Annotated in this window: 20 protein-coding genes; 14 read left to right on the forward strand and 6 right to left on the reverse strand. The window is 68.8% G+C overall.

What is annotated here, in order from left to right; genetic code table 11:
- On the forward strand, positions 1-453 hold a 453-nt coding region (locus HWX87_RS36225; RefSeq protein WP_176051619.1), incomplete at its 5' end, for a TolC family protein.
- A gap of 213 nt (positions 454-666) precedes the next feature.
- The gene (locus HWX87_RS36230) at positions 667-1,230 is read left to right on the forward strand and encodes an AAA family ATPase (RefSeq protein ID WP_176051620.1); all 564 of its coding nucleotides are present in this window, start codon (positions 667-669) and stop codon (positions 1,228-1,230) included.
- Between the two features lie 140 nt (positions 1,231-1,370).
- Here the strand turns inward: HWX87_RS36230 and HWX87_RS36235 are convergent, their stop codons facing one another.
- Positions 1,371-2,747 carry a nucleobase:cation symporter-2 family protein gene (locus tag HWX87_RS36235; RefSeq protein ID WP_176051621.1) on the reverse strand — a complete coding sequence of 459 codons (1,377 nt, stop codon included), beginning with the start codon at positions 2,745-2,747 and terminating at the stop codon, positions 1,371-1,373.
- Positions 2,748-3,196: 449 nt separating this feature from the next.
- Between HWX87_RS36235 and HWX87_RS36240 the strand changes: the two genes are divergently transcribed.
- From HWX87_RS36240 to fghA, 3 genes are all read left to right on the forward strand, one after another.
- Positions 3,197-4,678, forward strand: a complete 1,482-nt coding sequence (locus HWX87_RS36240) for an FGGY family carbohydrate kinase (RefSeq protein ID WP_176051622.1) — start codon at positions 3,197-3,199, stop codon at positions 4,676-4,678.
- Between the two features lie 221 nt (positions 4,679-4,899).
- Positions 4,900-6,006, forward strand: a complete 1,107-nt coding sequence (locus HWX87_RS36245) for an S-(hydroxymethyl)glutathione dehydrogenase/class III alcohol dehydrogenase (RefSeq protein ID WP_011353045.1) — start codon at positions 4,900-4,902, stop codon at positions 6,004-6,006.
- 16 nt (positions 6,007-6,022) lie between these two features.
- On the forward strand, positions 6,023-6,871 hold the full coding sequence (fghA, locus tag HWX87_RS36250) for an S-formylglutathione hydrolase (protein ID WP_176051623.1): 849 nt from the start codon (positions 6,023-6,025) through the stop codon (positions 6,869-6,871).
- Between the two features lie 150 nt (positions 6,872-7,021).
- Here the strand turns inward: fghA and HWX87_RS36255 are convergent, their stop codons facing one another.
- The 4 genes from HWX87_RS36255 to HWX87_RS36270 are packed head-to-tail and all read right to left on the reverse strand — an operon-like array spanning position 7,022 to position 10,124.
- The gene (locus tag HWX87_RS36255; RefSeq protein WP_176051624.1) at positions 7,022-7,804 is read right to left on the reverse strand and encodes a metal ABC transporter permease; all 783 of its coding nucleotides are present in this window, start codon (positions 7,802-7,804) and stop codon (positions 7,022-7,024) included.
- Positions 7,797-8,687: an ABC transporter ATP-binding protein gene (locus tag HWX87_RS36260; RefSeq protein ID WP_176051625.1), complete on the reverse strand. Its 891-nt coding sequence runs from the start codon at positions 8,685-8,687 to the stop codon at positions 7,797-7,799. The genes HWX87_RS36255 and HWX87_RS36260 overlap by 8 nt, the downstream gene beginning before the upstream one ends.
- 14 nt (positions 8,688-8,701) lie before the next feature.
- Positions 8,702-9,616: a zinc ABC transporter substrate-binding protein gene (locus HWX87_RS36265; RefSeq protein WP_176051626.1), complete on the reverse strand. Its 915-nt coding sequence runs from the start codon at positions 9,614-9,616 to the stop codon at positions 8,702-8,704.
- 46 nt (positions 9,617-9,662) lie between these two features.
- On the reverse strand, positions 9,663-10,124 hold the full coding sequence (locus HWX87_RS36270; RefSeq protein ID WP_011546084.1) for a Fur family transcriptional regulator: 462 nt from the start codon (positions 10,122-10,124) through the stop codon (positions 9,663-9,665).
- Between the two features lie 329 nt (positions 10,125-10,453).
- On the opposite strand from HWX87_RS36270, the gene HWX87_RS36275 reads away from it, so the two are divergent.
- From HWX87_RS36275 to ugpC, 8 genes are all read left to right on the forward strand, one after another.
- Positions 10,454-11,230 carry an L-iditol 2-dehydrogenase gene (locus HWX87_RS36275; RefSeq protein WP_176051627.1) on the forward strand — a complete coding sequence of 259 codons (777 nt, stop codon included), beginning with the start codon at positions 10,454-10,456 and terminating at the stop codon, positions 11,228-11,230.
- A 96-nt stretch (positions 11,231-11,326) separates the two neighbouring features.
- A complete protein-coding gene (locus HWX87_RS36280; protein ID WP_176051628.1) occupies positions 11,327-12,283 on the forward strand; it encodes a sugar kinase in 957 nt (318 codons plus the stop codon).
- Positions 12,271-13,632, forward strand: coding sequence for a D-tagatose-bisphosphate aldolase, class II, non-catalytic subunit (locus tag HWX87_RS36285; protein WP_176051629.1), 1,362 nt, complete (start codon positions 12,271-12,273; stop codon positions 13,630-13,632). The genes HWX87_RS36280 and HWX87_RS36285 overlap by 13 nt, the downstream gene beginning before the upstream one ends.
- A 58-nt stretch (positions 13,633-13,690) precedes the next feature.
- Positions 13,691-15,016: a sugar ABC transporter substrate-binding protein gene (locus tag HWX87_RS36290; RefSeq protein ID WP_176051630.1), complete on the forward strand. Its 1,326-nt coding sequence runs from the start codon at positions 13,691-13,693 to the stop codon at positions 15,014-15,016.
- 114 nt (positions 15,017-15,130) lie between these two features.
- Entirely contained in the window at positions 15,131-16,084 is a 954-nt protein-coding gene (locus tag HWX87_RS36295; protein ID WP_176051631.1) for a sugar ABC transporter permease, read from the forward strand.
- Complete coding sequence (locus HWX87_RS36300) at positions 16,081-16,932, forward strand: carbohydrate ABC transporter permease (protein WP_048245223.1); 852 nt, start codon at positions 16,081-16,083, stop codon at positions 16,930-16,932. The genes HWX87_RS36295 and HWX87_RS36300 overlap by 4 nt, the downstream gene beginning before the upstream one ends.
- The gene (locus HWX87_RS36305; RefSeq protein WP_176051632.1) at positions 16,929-17,612 is read left to right on the forward strand and encodes an HAD family phosphatase; all 684 of its coding nucleotides are present in this window, start codon (positions 16,929-16,931) and stop codon (positions 17,610-17,612) included. The genes HWX87_RS36300 and HWX87_RS36305 overlap by 4 nt, the downstream gene beginning before the upstream one ends.
- Before the next feature lie 54 nt (positions 17,613-17,666).
- A complete protein-coding gene (gene ugpC, locus HWX87_RS36310; RefSeq protein ID WP_176051633.1) occupies positions 17,667-18,776 on the forward strand; it encodes a sn-glycerol-3-phosphate ABC transporter ATP-binding protein UgpC in 1,110 nt (369 codons plus the stop codon).
- Positions 18,777-18,795: 19 nt separating this feature from the next.
- Here ugpC and HWX87_RS36315 read toward each other — a convergent pair whose 3' ends face one another.
- Positions 18,796-19,680 carry a LysR family transcriptional regulator gene (locus tag HWX87_RS36315; RefSeq protein WP_176051634.1) on the reverse strand — a complete coding sequence of 295 codons (885 nt, stop codon included), beginning with the start codon at positions 19,678-19,680 and terminating at the stop codon, positions 18,796-18,798.
- 163 nt (positions 19,681-19,843) lie between these two features.
- Between HWX87_RS36315 and HWX87_RS36320 the strand changes: the two genes are divergently transcribed.
- Complete coding sequence (locus HWX87_RS36320) at positions 19,844-21,055, forward strand: MFS transporter (protein WP_176051635.1); 1,212 nt, start codon at positions 19,844-19,846, stop codon at positions 21,053-21,055.
- The last annotated feature ends 18 nt before the right edge of the window (positions 21,056-21,073 follow it).

The raw sequence follows: 21,073 nt of genomic DNA on the forward strand, positions 1-21,073 counted from the left end.
ATCTTCGAAGGCGGCCAGAACATCGCGAACCTGAACCTCGCGCATGTGCAGAAGCGCATCGAGATCGCCAACTACGAGAAGGCGATCCAGTCGGCATTCCGCGAAGTGTCGGACGGCCTGGCCGCGCGCGGCACGTACGACCAGCAGATCGCGGCGCTGGAGCGCAACGAGCACGCGCAGCAGCGACGTTTCGACCTGTCGGACCTGCGCTACAAGAACGGCGTCGACAGCTACCTGTCGGTGCTGACCGCGCAGACGGATCTGTACTCCGCGCAGCAGACGCTGATCAGCGCGCGTCTGGCACGCTGGACGAACCTGGTCGACCTGTACCGCGCACTGGGTGGCGGCTGGATCCAGCGCGCCGGCGAAACGCCGCGCGCGCCGGATGCGCCGGTCGACTACGACAAGGCGGCCGCTCCGGCGGCTGCGTCGGCAGTGGCGACGAACGGGTAAGCGCAAGGACGGGCACACGCGGGAAACCGTGCTTGTCCGTCGAACCTGCCGTACGCATAAACGAAACGCCACGGATGCAAATCCGTGGCGTTTTCTTTTTGAGGGGCAATTCGAGCGGAAAGCCGCGCTACGTCAGCCCTGCTTCGCCCACAGCGTGCGGCCGAAGAACGTGAGTGTGCGGCATCGTTCAACGCGCGCAGGTACACTCGCTGCATGAAAACGACCCGGATCATCCTGCTCAACGGCGTGGGCAGTTCAGGCAAGACGTCGCTCGCGCATGCGCTCCAGGCCCTGCTGGACAGCCCGTACCTGCACGTCCAGATGGATGCGTTTCTCGGCATGCTGCCCGCGCGTTACCTGAATGACGCGGCGGGATTCACGTTTTCGTCGTTCGTCGAGGACGGCAGGAACGTGGTGTCGATAAGCAGCGGGCCCGTTGCCCGGCAAGCGATGCAGGGGATGCGCCACGCGATCGTCGCGCTGGCGGAGCAGGGCAACAACCTGATCGTCGACGAGGTGCTGCTGGGCGACGAGAAGGCCGAGTATGCCCGTTTGCTGGCGCCGTTTACGGTCAGCATGGTCGGCGTCCACTGTCCGCTGGACGTTCTCGAGGAGCGGGAGCGGCAACGGGGCGATCGTCTCGCGGGGCTCGCGCGCTGGCAGTACGACAGGGTGCATGCGGGCGTCACCTACGATGTGAGCGTCGATACCAGCACGGCCACGCCGGAGGCCTGCGCGCGAAAGATCGTGCGGGCGCTGGCGTTGCACGCAAGCTGACGCGCGGCGTCTCCCGGGAGCTCGTGCGTGGCGTCCGCCGCGTCATGACCGTGTTGGTCGAGCCAGGAAAAAAGCAAAACGCCACGGCATGCCGTGGCGTTTTGCGTTACCGCTGCGCGCCGTCGTCCGGAGCGGGGCGATCAGTGGTGCACGTCGGCGGGACGCCCGTCGAAGTCGTGTCCGGCGCGGCGGATGTCGCAGCGCGCATCCTTTTCGCCTTTCACGCCGTTGAACACGATGTTCAGGATCACGGCCGTGGCCGATGCCAGCAGGATGCCGCTGTGCAGGATCGGGGCGAGCGCGGGCGGCAGCTTCGAGAAGAAGTGCGGCGACACGACCGGCACGAGGCCCATGCCGACACTCACGGCGACGATGAACAGGTTGTGCGAGTTGTTCACGAAATCGACCTTCGACAGCACCTTGATGCCGTTCGCGGCCACCATCCCGAACATCACGATGCCTGCACCGCCGAGCACGAACGGCGGCACCGATGCGACGACCTGTGCCATCTTCGGGAACAGGCCGAGCAGCACGAGGATCACGCCGCCCGTCGCACACACGAAGCGGCTCTTCACGCCCGTCACGCCGATCAGGCCGACGTTCTGCGAGAACGACGTATGCGGGAACGAGTTGAAGATGCCGCCGATCAGCGTACCGAGGCCGTCGACGCGCAGGCCGCGCACCAGGCGCTCCTGGTTGACCGGGCGATCGACCATGTCGCCCACCGCGAGAAACATGCCGGTCGATTCGATGAACGTGACGAACATCACCGTGACCATCGTCACGATCGACAGCGGGTCGAAGTGCGGCAGGCCGAAGTGGAACGGCATCACGATGCCGACCCACGGTGCGTGTGCGACGCCGTCGGTATTCACGCGGCCGATCGCGAACGCGATCGCGAAGCCGGCGACGATGCCGAGCAGCACCGAGATGTTCGCGATGAAGCCGCGGCCGAACTTGTTGATCAGCAGGATCAGCGTCAGCACGAGCAGCGACAGGCCGAGATAGACGGGGCTGCCGTACTCGGGGTTGCCGACGCCGCCGGCCGCCCAGTTGATGCCGACTTCCATCAGCGACAGCCCGATCACCGCGATCACGGTGCCGACGACCACCGGCGGGAAGAACCGCAACAGCTTGCCGATCATCGGCGCGAGCACGATGCCGATGATGCCGGCCGCGATCGTCGATCCGAAGATGTCGAGAATGCCGAGGCCGGGGTTCGTGCCGATCGCGATCATCGGGCCGACTGCCGCGAACGTGCAGCCCATGATGACGGGCAGGCGGATCCCGAAGATCCACAGGCCCAGCGTCTGAATCAGCGTGGCGATGCCGCACGAAAACAGATCGGCGCTGATCAGGAACGCGATCTGGTCTTTCGGCAGCTTGAGTGCGGCGCCAACGATAAGCGGCACGGCGACAGCGCCGGCGTACATGACGAGGACGTGTTGCAGGCCAAGCGTTACCAGCTTGCCGGTCGGCAGCACCTCATCGCACGGATGGACCGTGTTCGATTGCATCTGTCTCACTCCATGATCTTGTTTTCGGGGTGATACGAAGTTATGCGGAATGAATCCACGCAACAAGAGCGCTGGGTACTATTCCGTTCTTTGCTGGTTCGATATGCCAATTCGGCATGGAACAGGGTGTCGATCATCGGGAAACGGCCGCGGGAGTGAGGTTCCCCGGTTTTATAGCCCTTCAAAAAAGCGCGGGCCCCCATGTCAAATATAGGCCGCTTTATGGTGTGTATCGGACGACGCGCATAGTGGCAAAAAGGACCGGTGAAAATTCGTGCCGGGTTAACCCGCGAGCGGCCGCTTTTGCGCGCAAGGTGCAGCCGGGTGAAACCGGGGCGCCGGTCGCGGTTCCGCTGCGTCGTTTTGCATCGTCCAGACCGCAAAAGCCGGGGCGTACATCGCTATCCCGTTATCATCGGCATCCGTTCATACGAATTCATCGCCCCGTCATGCGCCTGCTCGGAATCGACCTCGGCACCGGCTCCGTCAAACTCGTCACGCTCGATGCCGATGGCGTCGAGCGGGCAGTCGCGAGCGAACCTTATGCGTTGTCGTCGCCGCACCCCGGCTGGGCCGAGATCGCGCCCGATACGTGGTGGCAGGCGCTCGTGCGCGCGGCGGCGCGGCTGCCGGCCGGCGAGCGCGCGCAGGTCGCCGCGATCGGTTTCTCGGGCCAGATGCACGGCGTCGTGCTGATCGACGCGGCCGGGCAGCCGGTGCGGCCCGCGCTGCTGTGGCCCGACACGCGCGCCGTGCGCGAAGCGGATGCGGTCAGCTGGACCGCCGCCGGATCGCCCGTTGCCGGATCGCCCGTTGCCGGATTACCCGTCGCCCCGAACCCCGTCGCGCCGGGCATGGCCGGCCCGCTGCTGCGCTGGCTGGCCGCGCACGAACCCGATGCGCTGCGCGCCGCGCGCTGGGCCGTGCAGCCGAAGGACTGGCTGCGCATCGCGCTCGGCGGCGACGTCGCGGCCGATCCGAGCGACGCGTGCGCGACCGCGCTGGCGACGCCCGACGGCGCGTGGGATGTCGCGTTGATCGACGCGTTTGGCTTGCCTGCCGACTGCTTTGCGCCGGTGCTTGCGTCGACCGCGCGCTGCGGCACGCTCGGCGCGCAGGCCGCCACGGCGCTCGGGCTGCCGGCCGGCGTGCCGCTCGCGACGGGTGCGGCCGACACGGCATGCGCGGCGCTCGGCAGCGGGCTGGTTGCCGCAGGCGACGCACTGCTGACGACCGGCAGCGGCGGCCAGATCGTCGTGCTCGCGGATGCGCTGCCGCCCGCGCGGCGCGGACTGCATCGCTATCGCACGGCGGCCGGCGGCGGCTACTACACGATGGCCGCGATGCAGAACGTCGGGCTCGCGCTCGAAGCCGTACGCGGCTGGCTTGGCTATGCGGGATGGGCCGATGCGTATGACGATGCGTTCGCGCAGCCGGCGTCCGACCGGCTGTGCTTCCTGCCGTACCTGACGGGCGAGCGTTCGCCGTGGATGAACCCCGATGCGCGCGGCGGCTGGCTCGGCCTCGGGCTCGGCGATACGCGCGGCGCGATGATGCGCGCGGCGTTCGAAGGCGTCGCGTTCGCGCTGCGCGCGGGGCTCGATGCGATCCGCGATGCCGATCGTCGCGACCCGGTGACGACGCTGCGTCTCGCCGGCGGCGGCTCGGTCGATCCGCGCTGGCGCCAGTTGCTCGCCGACGCGCTCGGCGCGTCGCTGCACGCGATCGACTGCCCGAATGCCGCGACGCGCGGTGCCGCGCTGCTCGCGGGCGTCGCGATCGGGCACTGGCGGGAAGACGCATTGCGCGCGCTGGCGCCGGCCGCGTCGCCGGTCGCCGCGCCGCGCGACGACCGCCTGCTGGCCGCGCGCCATGCGCGCTTCATCGATCTGTACGCACGCACGGATGCATGGTTCACGACGGGCGTTTAAACTCGAACACTTGTTCTTTTGCGTCAGCGATGACGCATCGTGGCAAGCCGGCGACCGTTTCCCGCACGCGGTGCGTGACGGGAGCGGCCATCATGGCGAGCACGGGATTCTTTCTTCGTGTCGCGCGATGCCGCGCGGCACGGCTTCGACAGCTTTGCATGGAACCCGGCGGGCGCTGACGCGTTCGCCGGCCGACCTCACAGACACACAGGAGTGACACGATGAAAACGAAAGCCGCGATTGCATGGAAGGCGGGTGCGCCGCTGACGATCGAGGAAGTCGATCTCGAAGGGCCGCGCGCAGGCGAAGTGCTGATCGAAGTGAAGGCGACGGGCATCTGCCACACTGACTACTACACGCTGTCGGGCGCCGATCCGGAAGGGATCTTCCCGGCGATCCTCGGCCATGAAGGCGCGGGCGTGGTGGTCGACGTCGGCCCCGGCGTCGGCACCTTGCGCAAGGGCGATCACGTGATTCCGCTCTACACGCCCGAGTGCCGCGAGTGCAAGTTCTGCCTGTCGCGCAAGACCAACCTGTGCCAGAAGATCCGCGCGACGCAGGGCAAGGGCCTGATGCCCGATGCAACGTCGCGCTTCTCGCTCGACGGCAAGCCGCTGTTCCACTACATGGGTACGTCGACGTTCTCGAACTACATCGTCGTGCCGGAAATCGCGGTGGCGAAGGTGCGCGAGGACGCGCCGTTCGACAAGATCTGCTACATCGGCTGCGGCGTGACGACGGGCGTCGGCGCGGTCGTGTACTCGGCGAAGGTCGAGGCGGGCGCGAACGTCGTCGTGTTCGGTCTCGGCGGGATCGGCCTGAACGTGATCCAGGGCGCGAAGATGGTCGGCGCGGACAAGATCATCGGCGTCGACATCAACCCGAAGCGCGTCGAGCTCGCGAAGAAGTTCGGGATGACGCACTTCATCAACCCGAACGAAGTCGAGAACGTCGTCGACCACATCGTGCAGCTGACCGACGGCGGCGCCGACTACTCGTTCGAATGCGTCGGCAACGTGAAGCTGATGCGCCAGGCGCTCGAGTGCACGCACAAGGGCTGGGGCCAGTCGTTCATCATCGGCGTGGCGGCAGCGGGCGAGGAAATCAGCACGCGTCCGTTCCAGCTGGTGACGGGCCGCGAGTGGAAGGGCTCGGCATTCGGCGGCGCACGCGGCCGCACCGACGTGCCGAAGATCGTCGACTGGTACATGGAAGGCAAGATCAACATCGACGACCTGATCACGCACACGCTGCCGCTCGAGCGGATCAACGAAGGCTTCGACCTGATGAAGGCCGGCGAGTCGATCCGCTCGGTCGTGCTGTACTGACCGGGAGCGCACCGTCATGCTCGAACTCGTTTCCTCGCATGCGTGCCACGGCGGCGAGCAGCGTTTCTACCGTCACGATTCGGCGGCCATCGGCCTGCCGATGAAGTTCTCGGTGTACCTGCCGCCGCAGGCGGCGCACGGCCGCGTGCCGGCGCTGTTCTATCTTGCCGGGCTCACGTGTACCGACGAGACGTTCGCGATCAAGGGCGGCGCGCAGCAATACGCGGCGCAGCACGGCATCGCGCTCGTGATGCCCGACACGAGCCCGCGCGGCGCGGGCGTGCCGGGCGAGACCGATGCGTGGGATTTCGGCGTCGGTGCGGGCTTCTACGTCGACGCGACCGAGGCGCCGTGGTCCGCGCATTACCGGATGGAGTCGTACGTGACGGGCGAGCTGCGCGAGCTCGTCGCGGCCGAGCTGCCGATCGACGGGGCGCGGCTCGGGATCTTCGGTCACTCGATGGGCGGGCATGGCGCGCTGACGCTCGCGCTGCGCCATCCGGGCCTGTACCGGTCGGTGTCGGCGTTCGCGCCGATCGCCGCGCCCACGCGCTGCCCGTGGGGCGAGAAGGCGTTCTCGGGCTACCTCGGCGACGATCGCGACGCGTGGAAGGCGCACGACGCGAGCGAGCTCGTCGCGCGCGCCGACGCGCCGAAGTTCGCGGACGGCATCCTCGTCGACCAGGGGCTGGCCGATCAATTCCTCGCGAACCAGCTGAACCCCGACGTGTTCGAGGCCGCATGCGCGAAGGCCGGCCAGCCGCTGACGCTGCGCCGCCATTCCGGCTACGACCACGGTTATTACTTCATCTCGACGTTCATCGCCGACCACCTCGCGCATCACGCGCGCGTGCTCGCACGATGAGCGGGAAGGGAAGCACGTAACGCACACGGCGCGCCGCACGATCGCGGGCGCATAAAAAAACGCCGGCGCTGCCCTCGGGCACGCCGGCGTTTTTCATTGGCATCGATCGTCGAGACGGGCGGCCGCGATGCGGGCCGCGCGCAGCGGCGATCAGTTGCGCCGCAACAGGCTTGCGCCGTACACGAGCGCCGACAGCGCGGTGATCCAGAAGCTCGTCGGCCAGTCGGTGTGATACGCGAGCACGATACCGGCCCACGCCTCGAACAGCGCGAACAGCGCGGCGAGCAGCACGCCGGTCGACAGCCGCGTCGTCACGTTCTGCGCGGCCGCAGCCGGCCCGACCAGCAGCGTGAACACGAGCAGCACGCCGACGATCTGCGTCGCCGCGGCCACCGCGAGCGCGCACACCGCGAGGAACAGCATCGACACCGCGCGCAGCGACACGCCCTTGGCTTCGGCCAGCTCGGGCTGCAGCGACGCGAACAGCAGCGGCCGCGCGATCAGCGCGAGCGCGGCGAGGCTCACCGCGCCGATGCCCGCGAGCACCGCGAGCGTGTCGTGACTCACCGCGAGCACGTTGCCGAACAGCAGCGCGGTGACCTGCGTCGCGAACGACGTATAGAAATGCAGGAACAGCAGGCCGAAGCCGAGCGCACCCGACAGGATCACGCCGATCGCGACGTCGCGGCCCGCGAGCTTTTCGCCGAGCGCGCCCATCCCGATCCCGGCCGCGAGCGTGAAGCCGACCATGCCCCAGATCGGCGAGATGCCGAGCAGCACCGCACCCGTCGCGCCGGTGAAGCCGACGTGCGACAGCGCGTGGCCGGCGAAGGTCTGCCCGCGCAGCACCAGGAAGTAGCCGACGATGCCCGCGAGCACCGCGACGATCCCCGACGCCGCGAAGGCGTTGATCATGAAGTCGTATTCAAACATCGTGCGAATGCCCGGGATGAGCGTGTCCGTGGTGGTGATGGCCGTGGCCGCCGCCACCGCCGTGCGAGTGACCGTCGTCGTCCTCGTGTTCGTGGTCGTGCTTCTCGATCTCGACGTCGCCCGACATCACGAAGATCTTGCCGTTCACGCGCATCACGTCGATCGGCGATCCGTAGAGCCGCGACAGCACGGGCTTCGTGATCACTTCGTCGACGGTGCCGAGCGCCGCGACGCCGTTGCCGAGATACAGCACGCGGTCGAGTGCGTTCAGCAGCGGATTCAGTTCGTGCGCGGAGAACAGCACGGTGATGCCGAGCTCGCGCTGCACGTTGCGCACGAGTTCGACGACGCCGCGCTGGTGGTTCGGGTCGAGGCTGATCAGCGGCTCGTCGAGCAGCAGCAGCTTCGGATTGCCGAGCAGGCATTGCGCGAGCAGCAGGCGCTGGCGTTCGCCGCCCGACAGTTCGGACAGCGGCCGGCGCGCGAGGGTCGGGCCGCCGACGAGATCGAGCACGCGGTCGACGTCGCGGCGCGTGGCCGCGTTCGTGTGCGGCAGCCCCCAGCGGTGGCCGTCGGCGGCCATCGCGACGAAATCGTAGCCGCGCATCCGGCGGTTCGCGAGGCCGCTGCGAATCTGCGGCATGTAGCCGATCGACGGGTTGCCGCGCACGACCGGCACGCCGCCGACGGACAGCGAGCCGGCCGACACGGGCACGAGGCCGAGCACCGCGCGCATCAGTGTCGTCTTGCCCGCGCCGTTCGGCCCGAGCACGCCGACGAATTCGCCGGGTTCGATCGAGAAGCTGACATCGCGCAGGATCGTGCGTCCGCCCAGTTCGAGCGTGACGCGATCGACGGCGAGTGCGTGGGGAGTGGCGGTCATGTCGTTACGGTTGTCTATTGCTTGCCGGCTGAAAGCGCGTTGCCGAGCGCGTCGAGCTGGCCGGCCATCCATTGCTGGAAGGTCTTGCCGGCCGGCTGCGTCTCGGTGACGCTGACGGTCGGCACGCCGCCGTCGCGCGCGATCTTCAGCATGCGCTTGGTCATCGGTTCTTCGGCCTGGCTGTTGTAGATCAGCACGCGCACCTGCTTCTTGCGCAGGTCGTTCTCGAATGCGGCGACATCCTGCGCGCTGGCTTCGGTGTCGTTCATCGTCGCGAGCTGGAAGCGCTGGTTGCGCATGTCGAGGCCGATCGCGTCCGACATGTAGCCGAATACGGGCTCGGTGGCCGTCACCGGCACGCCCTTGTACATCGCGCGCAGCGCGGCGACCTTGTCGTCGACGGGCTTCAGCGATGCGACGAACTTCTGCAGGTTCGCATCGTACTCGGCCTTGTTCGCCGGGTCGGCGCGGCCGAGCGCGGCCGCGATCGCGCGCGCGGCGGCCGGCATCGTCGCCGGGTCGTACCACAGGTGCGGGTTGTCGCCGGCCTTCTTGCCGACCAGATCGGCGACGACGATCGTCGCGCGCTTCGCCTGCTTCGACGCGCCGAGCAGCTTGCCCATCCACGGATCGTAGTCGGCGCCGTTGTAGATCACGACCTGCGCGTGCTGGAGCGCGCGGGCCGTCTTCGGGCTCGCTTCGAACAGGTGCGGATCCTGGTCGGGATTGCTGAGGATGCTCGTGACCGCAACGTGGCTGCCGCCGATCTGCGTCGCGACATCGCCGTAGAAATTCTCGGCGGCGACGACGTTGACGGTCGCGGCCTGCGCGAACGCGGGCGCCGCGAGCGACAGCGCGGCAACGGCGGCGGCGAGCCAGCGGACAGGCGACAGGGCACGCCGCGGCGCGCGCTTCAGGGCAATGGACATGGAACTCCTCGTTGGAAGGGGCGGCGCGTGGCCGCGCGATTCGGCGTCAGCGTTGCGCGGGCTTGCGCTTGCAGTGCCCGCACAGGCCGCTCAGCTCGACGACCTGGTGGTGGACTTCGAAGCCGTGCGCGGGCTCGCTCGCGGACAGCTGCTTCGCGAGGTCGCCGCCGGGAATCTCGACGGTGTCGCCGCACGAATCGCAGATCAGGAACTGGCCTTCGTGCGGCACGCCGATCTCGCAGCACGCGAAGAACGCGTTCTTCGATTCGATCCGGTGGATGAAGCCGTGCTCGACGAGGAAATCCAGCGCGCGATAGACGGTCGTCGGCGGCACGCGGCCGCGCTGCGGTTCGAGTTCGGCGAGCAGGTCGTACGCGCCGATCGGGCGCTGCGCGGCCAGCACGCGTTCGTAGACCTGACGGCGCAGCGGCGTCCACGCGAGCCCGTGCTCGGCGGCGAATGCGTCGGCCCGGGACAGCCGGGCGTCAATGGACGATGAGGTAGCCATGGCGTGAAGCAGGGCGATGAAACAAAGTATGGCGATGATATAACGTATCGTCGCGCCGTGCAGCGCGAATTCCCCTTTCCTGCTTCGCTCCGTCCCCTTCACCGTCCGTCCCACTGCGCCGCACCGCGCGCCGCGCGCCTTGCCGGGCCTGCGCGACGGGCCGTCGTCATGCGCCGTTGTGCCGCAGCGCGTCATAGAAAGCCGTCGCGTCGCCTTGACAGCGCGAATCGCGTATCCGATCATTCGATCACTAACAGAGCAATTGATCGGTTGGCGAGCGTTCGCTCACCTCGCAACCGTCGTACAGCAGAACGAACCGGAGACAGCCAGTGAGACTGGAAGACAAGGTCGCGATCCTGACGGGCGCCGCAAGCGGCATCGGCGAGGCGGTCGCACAACGCTATCTGGACGAGGGCGCACGCTGCGTCCTCGTCGACCTGAAGCCCGCCAGCGGCTCGCTCGCGCGGCTGATCGAGGCGAACCCCGGCCGCGCGGTGGCCGTCACGGCGGACGTCACGCGCCGCGACGACATCGAGCGGATCGTCGCCACGGCGGTCGAGCGCTTCGGCGGCGTCGACATCCTGTTCAACAATGCAGCGCTGTTCGACATGCGCCCGATCCTCGACGAATCGTGGGACGTGTTCGACCGGCTGTTCGCGGTCAACGTGAAGGGGTTGTTCTTCCTGATGCAGGCCGTCGCGCAGCGGATGGTCGAGCAGGGGCGCGGCGGCAAGATCGTCAACATGTCGTCGCAGGCCGGCCGTCGTGGCGAGGCGCTCGTTTCGCACTACTGCGCGACCAAGGCCGCGGTGATCAGCTATACGCAGTCGGCCGCGCTCGCGCTCGCGCCGCACCGGATCAACGTGAACGGCATCGCGCCGGGCGTCGTCGACACGCCGATGTGGGAGCAGGTCGATGCCCTCTTCGCGCGCTACGAGAACCGGCCGCTCGGCGAGAAGAAGCGGCTCGTCGGCGAAGCCGTGCCGCTCGGCCGCATGGGCGTGCCGGGCGACCTGACGGGCGCCGCGCTGTTCCTCTCGTCGGCCGACGCCGACTACATCACCGCCCAGACGCTGAACGTCGACGGCGGCAACTGGATGAGCTGAAATGGGGCTGCTCGCACGCGCAACCAGCCGGCCGGTCCGCGACGAGGCGGCCGCCCCGCACGCCGCGGCCGCCGTCGAACGGGGAGGGCACGCCTGATGGCCGAGATCGTCGTCGCCGGCGAGCTGCTCGCCGAATTCGTCGCCGCCGAGCGCGGCCAGGGTTTCGAGACGCCGGGCCTGTTCGCGGGACCGTTCCCGAGCGGTGCGCCGGCGATCTTCGCCGACCAGGCCGCACGGCTCGGCGCGCGCGTCGCGTATGCGGGCTGCGTCGGCCGCGACGCGTTCGGCGACGCGATCGTCGCGCGGCTCGAACGCGACGGCGTCGAGGTGGCGCGCATCCGCCGCGTCGCACGCCCGACCGGCACCGCGTTCGTCGCGTATCGCGACGACGGTTCGCGCAGCTTCGTCTTCACGCTGTCCACCAGCGCGGCCGCGTGCGTCGATGCCTCGGACGTCGATCCCGCGATGTTCGACGGCTGCCGCTATTTCCACGTGATGGGCTCGTCGCTGACGAGCGAATCGGCGATCGCGGCCGTGCAGCGCGGCGTGATCGAGGCCGCGCGCGCCGGCGCGAAGGTGTCGTTCGATCCGAACGTGCGCCCCGAGATGCTGAGCTTTCGCCCGATGCGCGCGGCGCTCGACGAGATGCTCGCCGCGTGCCACCTGTTCATGCCGAGCGAGGCCGACCTGCCGTTCTTCTGCGGGCCGCAGCCGGCCGAGCGCGCGATCGCGGGCCTGCTCGCGACGCATCCGCTGCTGGAGCGTGTCGTGCTGAAGCGCGGCGCGCAAGGCAGCGTCGCGTTCGACCGTGCGAACCGCGTCGACGCGTCGGCCTTTCCGGTCGACGAAGTCGACCCGACCGGCGCCGGCGACTGCTTCGGCGGCACGCTCGTTGCGAGCCTGGTCGCGGGCGCGCCGATCGATGCCGCCTTGCGCCGCGCGAACGCGGCCGGCGCGATCGCGGTCACGCGGCGCGGCCCGATGGAAGGCAACAGCAGCGCGGCCGAGATCGACCGCTTCCTGACCGAACGAGGTATCGCATGTCCGGCCTGACGACCTTCGCCGAACGCCCGCGCACCGCCCATGCGGACGCGGTGCTGCGGATGATCTTCGACGCGAACCGCGCCGACGCGCAGCGCGGCATCTATTCGATCTGCAGTGCGCACCGGCTCGTGCTGGAAGCCGCGTGCGAAGCCGCGCGCGCGGACGGCTCGCCGCTCTTGGTCGAGGCGACCTGCAACCAGGTGAACCATCTCGGCGGCTATACGGGCATGACGCCCGCCGATTTCCGCCGCGACGTCGATGCGATCGCCGCGCGATGCGGGCTCGCGCCGTCGGCGCTCGTGCTCGGCGGCGACCATCTCGGCCCGAACCCGTGGCGGCACCGTCGCGCGGCCGACGCGATGCGCGAGGCCGTCGCGATGGTCGCCGCGTACGTCGAGGCCGGCTTCGAGAAGATCCATCTCGATGCGAGCATGGCGTGCGCGGACGATCCGGTGCGGCTCGACGATCGCACGATCGCCGCACGCGCGGCCGAGCTGTGCCGCGCGGCGGAAGACGCGGCCCGGCGCGCCGGTATCGCGCCCGTCTACGTGATCGGAACCGAGGTGCCGACACCGGGCGGCGAAGTGAGCGGCGGCGCGAACGAAGGGGACGATGCGGCGATCGCGCAGATCGCGGTCACGCGCAGCGACAGCATCGCGGCGACGCTCGACGCACACCGTCGTGCGTTCGCGGCTGCCGGGCTCGACGACGCATGGACGCGCGTCGTCGCGATCGTCGCGCAGCCGGGCGTCGACTTCGACGATCGCCACGTGCTCGACTACGACAGTGCGAAGGCGGCGTCGCTCGGCGCGAGTATCCTGCAGACACCGCGCCTCGTGTTCGAGGCGCACTCGACCGATTACCAGACCGAAGACGCGCTCGCCGCGCTCGTGCGCGACCACTTCGCGGTGCTGAAGGTCGGCCCCGCGCTGACGTTCGCGCTGCGCGAGGCGCTGTTCGCGCTGACCTTCATCGAAGAGGCGCTGATCGGCGACGTCGCGCAGCGCTCGCGGCTGCGCGATGTCGTCGACACGGCGATGCGCGCGCAGCCCGAACACTGGGCGCCGTACTACCGAGGCGACGAGACCGAGCAGCGGCTCGCGCGCCAGTTCAGCTACAGCGACCGGATCCGCTACTACTGGCTGCAGCCGGCCGTCGCGGCCGCGGTCGAGCAGCTGTTCGACAACCTCGCGCGGCAGCCGGTGCCGGAGACGCTCGTCGCGCAGTGGCTGCCGGATGTCTACGCGGCGTGCCGCGCGGGCGGCCTCGCGAAGGAGCCGCGCGCGTGGGTGCGCCACCGGATACGCGACGTGATTGCGCACTATGCGCGCGCGTGCGGAATGCAGCGGCCGGCGTGACGGGCCGCGAAGTAATCGCAATACCGACGACACTTCGAACAAACACAGGAGACATGCCATGCAACGAAAGATGCTCGACGCCGCCGCACGCTGCTTCGCCGGAGCCGCGCTCGCGACTGCGGCCTGCGCCGCGTCAGCCGGCACGCTGACGATCGCGACGCTGAACAACCCCGACATGATCGAGCTGAAGAAGCTGTCGCCGGCGTTCGAGAAGGCGAACCCCGACATCAAGCTGAACTGGGTGATCCTCGAGGAAAACGTGCTGCGCCAGCGCGCGACGACCGACATCACGACCGGCAGCGGCCAGTTCGACGTGATGGCGATCGGCACCTACGAGACGCCGCAGTGGGGCAAGCGCGGCTGGCTCGCGCCGATGACGGGCCTGCCGGCCGACTACGACCTGAACGACATCGTGAAGACCGCGCGCGACAGCCTGTCGTACAACGGCCAGCTCTACGCGCTGCCGTTCTACGTCGAAAGCTCGATGACGTTCTACCGCAAGGACCTGTTCGCGGCGAAGGGGCTGAAGATGCCCGACCAGCCGACCTACGACCAGATCGCCGAATTCGCGGACAAGCTCACCGACAAGTCGAAGGGCACCTACGGGATCTGCCTGCGCGGCAAGGCCGGTTGGGGCGAGAACATGGCGTTCGTGTCGACGGTCGTGAACACGTTCGGCGGGCGCTGGTTCGACGAGAACTGGAACGCGCAGCTCACGTCGCCCGAATGGAAGAAGGCGATCACGTTCTACGTGAACCTGCTGAAGAAAAACGGCCCGCCGGGAGCGAGCTCGAACGGCTTCAACGAGAACCTGACGCTCACCGCATCGGGCAAGTGCGCGATGTGGATCGACGCGACGGTCGCGGCCGGCATGCTCTACAACAAGCAGCAGTCGCAGGTGGCCGACAAGATCGGCTTCGCGGCCGCGCCGGTCGCCGTCACGCCGAAGGGCTCGCACTGGCTGTGGGCGTGGGCGCTGGCCGTGCCGAAGACGTCGAAGCAGCAGGACGCCGCGCGCAAGTTCATCGCGTGGGCGACGTCGAAGCAGTACATCGAGATGGCCGGCAAGGACGAAGGCTGGGCGTCGGTGCCGCCGGGCACGCGCACGTCGACCTATCAGCGCCCCGAGTACAAGGCCGCCGCGCCGTTCTCGGACTTCGTGCTGAAGGCGATCGAGACGGCCGACCCGAACGACCCGTCGCTGAAGAAGGTGCCGTACACGGGCGTGCAGTACGTCGGGATTCCTGAATTCCAGTCGTTCGGCACGGTGGTCGGCCAGTCGATCGCCGGTGCGGTCGCGGGCCAGATGACGGTCGACCAGGCGCTCGCTGCCGGGCAGGCCGCCGCCGACCGCGCGGTGCGGCAGGCCGGCTACAAGAAGTAACGCGCCAGCAGTCGCGTGGCCCGCAACGTGCGCCGTTGCACACGCTGCGGGCCGGCGAAGCTGAAAGGCGGGCAGGCCGTTCGCGCCCGCGCATCAACCGGAGGGACTCCGATCATGCGTCACCTGCGTCTTCCCCTGAGTCACGCCCACGCGCCGTCGGTCGGCGACGCGTCGTTGCCGCCGGGCGCGCCGCGCCGCGCGCGCGGCGGCGCGAGCTGGCTCGTGTCGCCGTCCGTCGCGGTGCTGCTGCTGTGGATGTCGATTCCGCTCGCGATGACGATCTGGTATTCGTTCTCGCGCTACAACCTGCTGAACCCGGACGTGAAGGGTTTCGCGGGCTTCGACAACTACCGCTTCCTCGCGACCGATCCGTCGTTCCTGCCCGCGATCTGGCACACGCTCGTGCTGATCGGCGCGGTGCTCGCGATCACGGTGGTCGGCGGCGTGCTGATGGCCGTGCTGTTCGACCGCAAGTTCTACGGGCAGGGCGTCGCGCGCCTGCTCGCGATCGCGCCGTTCTTCGTGATGCCGACGGTGTCCGCGCTGATCTGGAAGAACATGATCCTGCACCCGGTATACGGCCTCGTCGCGAACGCGATGCGCGCGCTCGGCATGACGCCGATCGACTGGTTCGCCGATTACCCGCTCACCGCGGTGATCATCATCGTCGCGTGGCAGTGGCTGCCGTTCGCGTTCCTGATCCTGTTCACCGCGATCCAGTCGCTCGACCAGGAGCAGAAGGAAGCCGCACGCATCGACGGCGCGGGCCCGATCGCGATGTTCTTCTACATCACGCTGCCGCACCTGAAGCGCGCGATCGCCGTGGTCGTGATGATGGAGACGATCTTCCTGCTGTCGATCTTCGCGGAGATCTACACGACGACCGGCGGCGGCCCCGGCGACGCGACGACCAACCTGTCCTACCTGATCTACGCGCTCGGCCTGCAGCAGTTCGACGTCGGCCTCGCGTCCGCGGGCGGCATCATCGCCGTGGTGGTCGCGAACGTCGTGTCGTTCTTCCTCGTGCGGATGCTCGCGCGCAACCTGAAGGGAGAGTACGAGAAATGAGCGACCTGACCTTCGAAGGCCGGCGCGTGCCGGCCGTGTTCGACCTCGTGCGGCGCGCGCTGCCCGGCACGCTCGCATGGCTGATCGCGCTGCTGCTGTTCTTCCCGATCTTCTGGATGGCGATCACCGCGTTCAAGACCGAGCAGCAGGCGTATGCGTCGACGCTGTTCTTCATGCCGACGCTCGACAGCTTCCGCGAGGTGTTCGCGCGCAGCAACTACTTCGCGTTCGCGTGGAACTCGGTGCTGATCTCGGCCGGCGTCACGGTGATCTCGCTGCTGTTCGCGGTGCCGGCCGCGTACGCGATGGCGTTCTTCCCGAACCACCGCACGCAGAAGGTGCTGCTGTGGATGCTGTCGACGAAGATGATGCCGTCGGTCGGCGTGCTCGTGCCGATCTACCTGCTGTGGAAGAACGCCGGGCTGCTCGACACGGTTTCGGGGCTCGTGATCGTCTACACGCTGATCAACCTGCCGATCGCGGTGTGGATGACCTTCACGTACTTCAACGAAATTCCGAAGGACATCCTCGAAGCCGGGCGCATCGACGGCGCGTCGACGTGGCAGGAGATCGTCTACCTGCTGATGCCGATGGCGCTGCCGGGGCTCGCGTCCACCGCGCTGCTGCTCGTCATCCTGTCGTGGAACGAGGCGTTCTGGAGCATCAACCTGTCGAGTTCGAACGCCGCGCCGCTGACCGTGTTCATCGCGTCGTACTCGAGCCCCGAAGGGTTGTTCTGGGCGAAGCTGTCCGCCGCCTCCCTGCTGGCCGTCGCGCCGATCCTGATCGTCGGCTGGCTGTCGCAGAAGCAGCTCGTGCGCGGGCTCACGTTCGGGGCCGTCAAATGACAGCGAACGTCCTGATCTGCGATTGCGACGGCGTGCTGATCGACAGCGAGGCCGTGGCCGCCGACGTGATCGTGCGCGAACTCGATGCGCGCTGGCCGGGCGTCGACGCGCGGCCGGCCGTGATGCCGCTGCTCGGGCTGCGCATCGAGCGCGTGCTCGCCGGCGCCGGCGAGGCCGTCGGCCGTACGCTGTCGGCCGCCGACGTCGAGGCGATCCGCCGCGCGGTCGAAGCGGCGGCCGTCAATGCGCCGATGGTCGACGGTATCGATACGGCGCTGGCCGCGATTCAACTGACGACGGCCTGCGCGAGCAACAGCTACCGCGCGTACGTCGAGGCGGCGCTCGCCCGCACCGGTCTCGCACGCTTCTTCGGCGACCGGCTGTTCTGCGCGGATGCCGTCGCGCGGCCGAAGCCGGCGCCCGACGTGTATCTCGCGGCCGCGCGCACGCTCGGCGCGGCGCCTGCCCACTGCCTCGTCGTCGAGGACAGCGTGACGGGCATCACCGCGGCGGCGGCGGCCGGCATGACCGTGCTCGGCTTCGTCGGCGGTGGGCACGCGTCGGCCGCGCAAATCGACGCGCTGCGCGGGATCGGCGCGCGTCACGTATTCGACGACATGCACGAGCTGCCCGGCTACGTCGCGCGCTGGCAGGCGACGGGCGCGGTGCTGCCGAACTAGCAACGATTGCGCGCCGCCCGAAGGCGGCGCATCACGAACGAACGGAGACAGATCATGGCAAGCGTGCTCCTGCGCAACATCGCGAAGCGCTACGACGAAACGGAAGTGCTGCGCAACGTGAACCTCGACATCGCCGACGGCGAATTCGTCGTGTTCGTCGGGCCGAGCGGCTGCGGCAAATCCACGCTGATGCGGATGATCGCGGGCCTCGAGGATATTTCGCACGGCGACCTGCTGATCGACGGCGCGAAGGTCAACGACGTGCCGAGCGCGAAGCGCGGCATCGCGATGGTGTTCCAGTCGTATGCGCTGTACCCGCACATGACGCTGTACGACAACATGGCGTTCGGCCTGAAGCTCGCGGGCGCGAAGAAACCAGAGATCGACCAGGCCGTGAAGCAGGCCGCGAAGATCCTGCACATCGATCACCTGCTCGACCGCAAGCCGAAGCAGCTGTCGGGCGGCCAGCGGCAGCGCGTCGCGATCGGCCGCGCGATCACGCGCAAGCCGAAGGTGTTCCTGTTCGACGAACCGTTGTCGAACCTCGACGCCGCGCTGCGCGTGAAGATGCGGCTGGAATTCGCACGGCTGCACGACGAGCTGAAGACGACGATGATCTACGTGACGCACGACCAGGTCGAAGCGATGACGCTCGCGGACAAGATCGTCGTGCTGTCGGGCGGCGCGGTGCAGCAGGTCGGCACGCCGAACGAGCTGTATCACGCGCCGGCGAACCAGTTCGTCGCGGGCTTCATCGGCTCGCCGAAGATGAACTTCCTGAAGGGTACGGTCGAATCGGTCGATGCGCTCGGCGTGCTCGTGCGTTTCGACAGCGGCGAGACGCAGCGTGTCGCGGTGGACGCGACCGGGCTGCAACGCGGCGCCGCGGTCACGGTCGGCGTGCGTCCCGAACACCTGCTGGTCGACGCGGCGGCGACGGGGGTTGCCGCACGGACGATGGCCGTCGAGTCGCTCGGCGATTCGGCTTATCTGTATGCGGAGTCGGCGGCGGCGCCCGACGGGTTGATCGCGCGGATTCCGCCGCTCGACACGTACCGCACCGGCGAGGCGCTGCGCGTGCATGCGCAGGCCGAGCACTGCCATCTGTTCGACGAGCACGGCCAGGCGTGCCGCCGGCTGAGCGCGCAGGCGAAGGCTGCGTGACGGCCGGCGCCTGCGCCGCTCAGATGCGCAAGTGTTCGGCCATGTAGTCGACGAACGCGCGCAGCTTCGGCGTCGGGTGCCGGCCCGACGGCCACAGCACGTAGAACGGCGTGCGGCTCGCGACGTGTTCGTCGAGCACCGTGCGCAGCGTGCCGTCGGCCAGCGCGCCGTGCACGAAGAACTCGGGCAGGCACGCAATGCCGCGCCCGCGCAGTACGAAGCACAGGCGCGCTTCCGCGCTGTTGCTGACCATCGCGACCGGCACCTCGGGCGGCGGGCCGTTACGCGGCACACGCAGCGGCCAGGTCTGGAGCCTGCCGCTGCTCGGGAAGCGGTAGTGCAGGCAGCGGTGCTGTGCGAGATCGGCCGGCGTGCGTGGTATGCCGTGCCGGTCGAGATAGGCGGGCGACGCGACGAGATGCTGGCGGAAATGGCCGAGCAGCCGCGACGACAGCCGTGAATCCGACGGCTGGCCGGTGCGCAGCACCGCGTCGAACCCTTCGTCGACGACGTCGACGAGCCGGTCGCTGAAATCGATGTCGAGTTCGATCTCCGGATACGCGGCCATGAAATCGGCGAGCACCGGCAGCAGCAGCGTGCCGATCGTCGGCAGGCTCACGCGCAGCCGCCCGCGCGGCGCTTCGGCGCTGTGCGTCAGTTCCCGTTCGGCCGCTTCGATCTCGGCGATCACGCGCCGGCATCGTTCGAGAAAGCGCGTGCCTTCGGCCGTCAGCGTGATGCTGCGCGTGCTGCGGTGAAAGAGGCGCACGTTCAGGCGTGCCTCGAGCCGTGCGATGCGCTTGCCGATCGCCGAAGCCGACAGCCCGAGCGCGCGGCCGGCCGCGACGAAGCTGCGCGTTTCAGCGACCTGAACGAACACGACGAAGCCGCCCAGATTTTCCATGCGAGATCCCGATTGCGGACACCGGCGTCCGGATTGTCCGGAACTCTACCCCGGTTTTTCTTCTCGCGCCGGCTCCCTACGATGGGCGTTCCTTCATTGTTCGAGGCCACGCCATGTCATTCCTGCCCGTCACCATCCGTTGCGTCGATGCCGGGAGCGCATCATGAGCGATTGCCCGTCGATGGACGGCCGCGTTGCCGGCCAGCCGGCGCAGGCGGCCGAACGCCTGCCGGTCGCGAACCTGCTGGCGCTCGCGACGGCCGCCTTCATCACGATCCTCACCGAAGCGTTGCCGGCCGGCCTGCTGCCGTTGATGAGCGTCGACCTGCGCGTGCCCGAGGCGCTGATCGGCCAGCTCGTGACCGTGTATGCGCTCGGCTCGATCGTCGCGGCGATTCCGCTCGTCGCCGCGACGCGGGCGATGCGCCGGCGCCGCCTGCTGCTCGCGGCGCTCGCCGGTTTCGTCGTGTCGAACGCGCTGACGGCCGTATCGCCGTACTACGCGCTCACGCTCGTCGCGCGCTTCGTCGCCGGCATGGCGGCCGGGCTGCTGTGGGCGCTGCTGGCCGGCTATGCGAGCCGGATGGTCGACGCTTCGCTGCGCGGCCGGGCGATCGCGGTTGCGATGCTCGGTGCGCCGGTCGCGATGTCGATCGGCATTCCGGCCGGCACCGCGCTCGGTGCCGCGCTTGGCTGGCGCGTCGCGTTCGCGCTGATCACGCTGGCGGCGCTCGCGCTGATCGGCTGGATCCGCCTGCGCGTGCCCGATTACGCAGGGCAGTCCGCCGGCACGCGCGAGCCGGTGCTCGGCGTGATGACGCTGCCCGGCGTGCGGCCGGTGCTGACCGTGATGTTCGCGTACGTGCTCGCGCACAACATGCTGTACACGTATGTCGCGCCGTTCCTGGCTGGCGTGCGGATGGGCACGCAGGTCGATGTGGTGCTGTTCGTGTTCGGGATCGCGTCGCTGGCCGGCATCGCGCTGACGGGCGCATGGATCGGCGCCGCGCAACGGCGGCTGACGCTCGCCAGCATCGCGCTGTTCGCGCTCGCGGCGCTGATGCTCGGCGCCGGTTCCGGGATGGCGATCGTCTACGCGGGCGTCGCGCTGTGGGGGCTCGCGTTTGGCGGCGCGCCGACGCTGTTCCAGACGGCTGCCGCGAACGCGGCGGGCGAGTCGGCCGACGTAGCGCAGTCGATGCTCGTGACGGTGTGGAATCTGGCGATCGCCGGTGGCGGCATCGCGGGCGGGATGCTGCTCGATGCGACGGGCGCCGGCGCGATTCCGTGGGTGCTGGTCGCGCTGCTGGCGGCCGCGTGGGTCGGCGCGTGGCGCGCGCGCCGGCATGCGTTCCCGGCGCCGCGCGCGGCCTGAGCGGGCGTGCCCGTCGGC

Origin of the sequence: Burkholderia sp. BCC1644, assembly GCF_902833225.1 — a bacterium.
Lineage (GTDB): Bacteria > Pseudomonadota > Gammaproteobacteria > Burkholderiales > Burkholderiaceae > Burkholderia.

Excerpts from the sequence above, each read along its gene's own strand:
- HWX87_RS36230 (WP_176051620.1), top strand. The coding sequence starts at position 667 with ATGAAAACGACCCGGATCATCCTGCTCAACGGCGTGGGCAGTTCAGGC.
- HWX87_RS36235 (WP_176051621.1), bottom strand. The coding sequence starts at position 2,747 with ATGCAATCGAACACGGTCCATCCGTGCGATGAGGTGCTGCCGACCGGC.
- HWX87_RS36240 (WP_176051622.1), top strand. The coding sequence starts at position 3,197 with ATGCGCCTGCTCGGAATCGACCTCGGCACCGGCTCCGTCAAACTCGTC.
- HWX87_RS36245 (WP_011353045.1), top strand. The coding sequence starts at position 4,900 with ATGAAAACGAAAGCCGCGATTGCATGGAAGGCGGGTGCGCCGCTGACG.
- fghA (WP_176051623.1), top strand. The coding sequence starts at position 6,023 with ATGCTCGAACTCGTTTCCTCGCATGCGTGCCACGGCGGCGAGCAGCGT.
- HWX87_RS36255 (WP_176051624.1), bottom strand. The coding sequence starts at position 7,804 with ATGTTTGAATACGACTTCATGATCAACGCCTTCGCGGCGTCGGGGATC.
- HWX87_RS36260 (WP_176051625.1), bottom strand. The coding sequence starts at position 8,687 with ATGACCGCCACTCCCCACGCACTCGCCGTCGATCGCGTCACGCTCGAA.
- HWX87_RS36265 (WP_176051626.1), bottom strand. The coding sequence starts at position 9,616 with ATGTCCATTGCCCTGAAGCGCGCGCCGCGGCGTGCCCTGTCGCCTGTC.
- HWX87_RS36270 (WP_011546084.1), bottom strand. The coding sequence starts at position 10,124 with ATGGCTACCTCATCGTCCATTGACGCCCGGCTGTCCCGGGCCGACGCA.
- HWX87_RS36280 (WP_176051628.1), top strand. The coding sequence starts at position 11,327 with ATGGCCGAGATCGTCGTCGCCGGCGAGCTGCTCGCCGAATTCGTCGCC.
- HWX87_RS36285 (WP_176051629.1), top strand. The coding sequence starts at position 12,271 with ATGTCCGGCCTGACGACCTTCGCCGAACGCCCGCGCACCGCCCATGCG.
- HWX87_RS36290 (WP_176051630.1), top strand. The coding sequence starts at position 13,691 with ATGCAACGAAAGATGCTCGACGCCGCCGCACGCTGCTTCGCCGGAGCC.
- HWX87_RS36295 (WP_176051631.1), top strand. The coding sequence starts at position 15,131 with ATGCGTCACCTGCGTCTTCCCCTGAGTCACGCCCACGCGCCGTCGGTC.
- HWX87_RS36300 (WP_048245223.1), top strand. The coding sequence starts at position 16,081 with ATGAGCGACCTGACCTTCGAAGGCCGGCGCGTGCCGGCCGTGTTCGAC.
- HWX87_RS36305 (WP_176051632.1), top strand. The coding sequence starts at position 16,929 with ATGACAGCGAACGTCCTGATCTGCGATTGCGACGGCGTGCTGATCGAC.
- ugpC (WP_176051633.1), top strand. The coding sequence starts at position 17,667 with ATGGCAAGCGTGCTCCTGCGCAACATCGCGAAGCGCTACGACGAAACG.
- HWX87_RS36315 (WP_176051634.1), bottom strand. The coding sequence starts at position 19,680 with ATGGAAAATCTGGGCGGCTTCGTCGTGTTCGTTCAGGTCGCTGAAACG.
- HWX87_RS36320 (WP_176051635.1), top strand. The coding sequence starts at position 19,844 with ATGAGCGATTGCCCGTCGATGGACGGCCGCGTTGCCGGCCAGCCGGCG.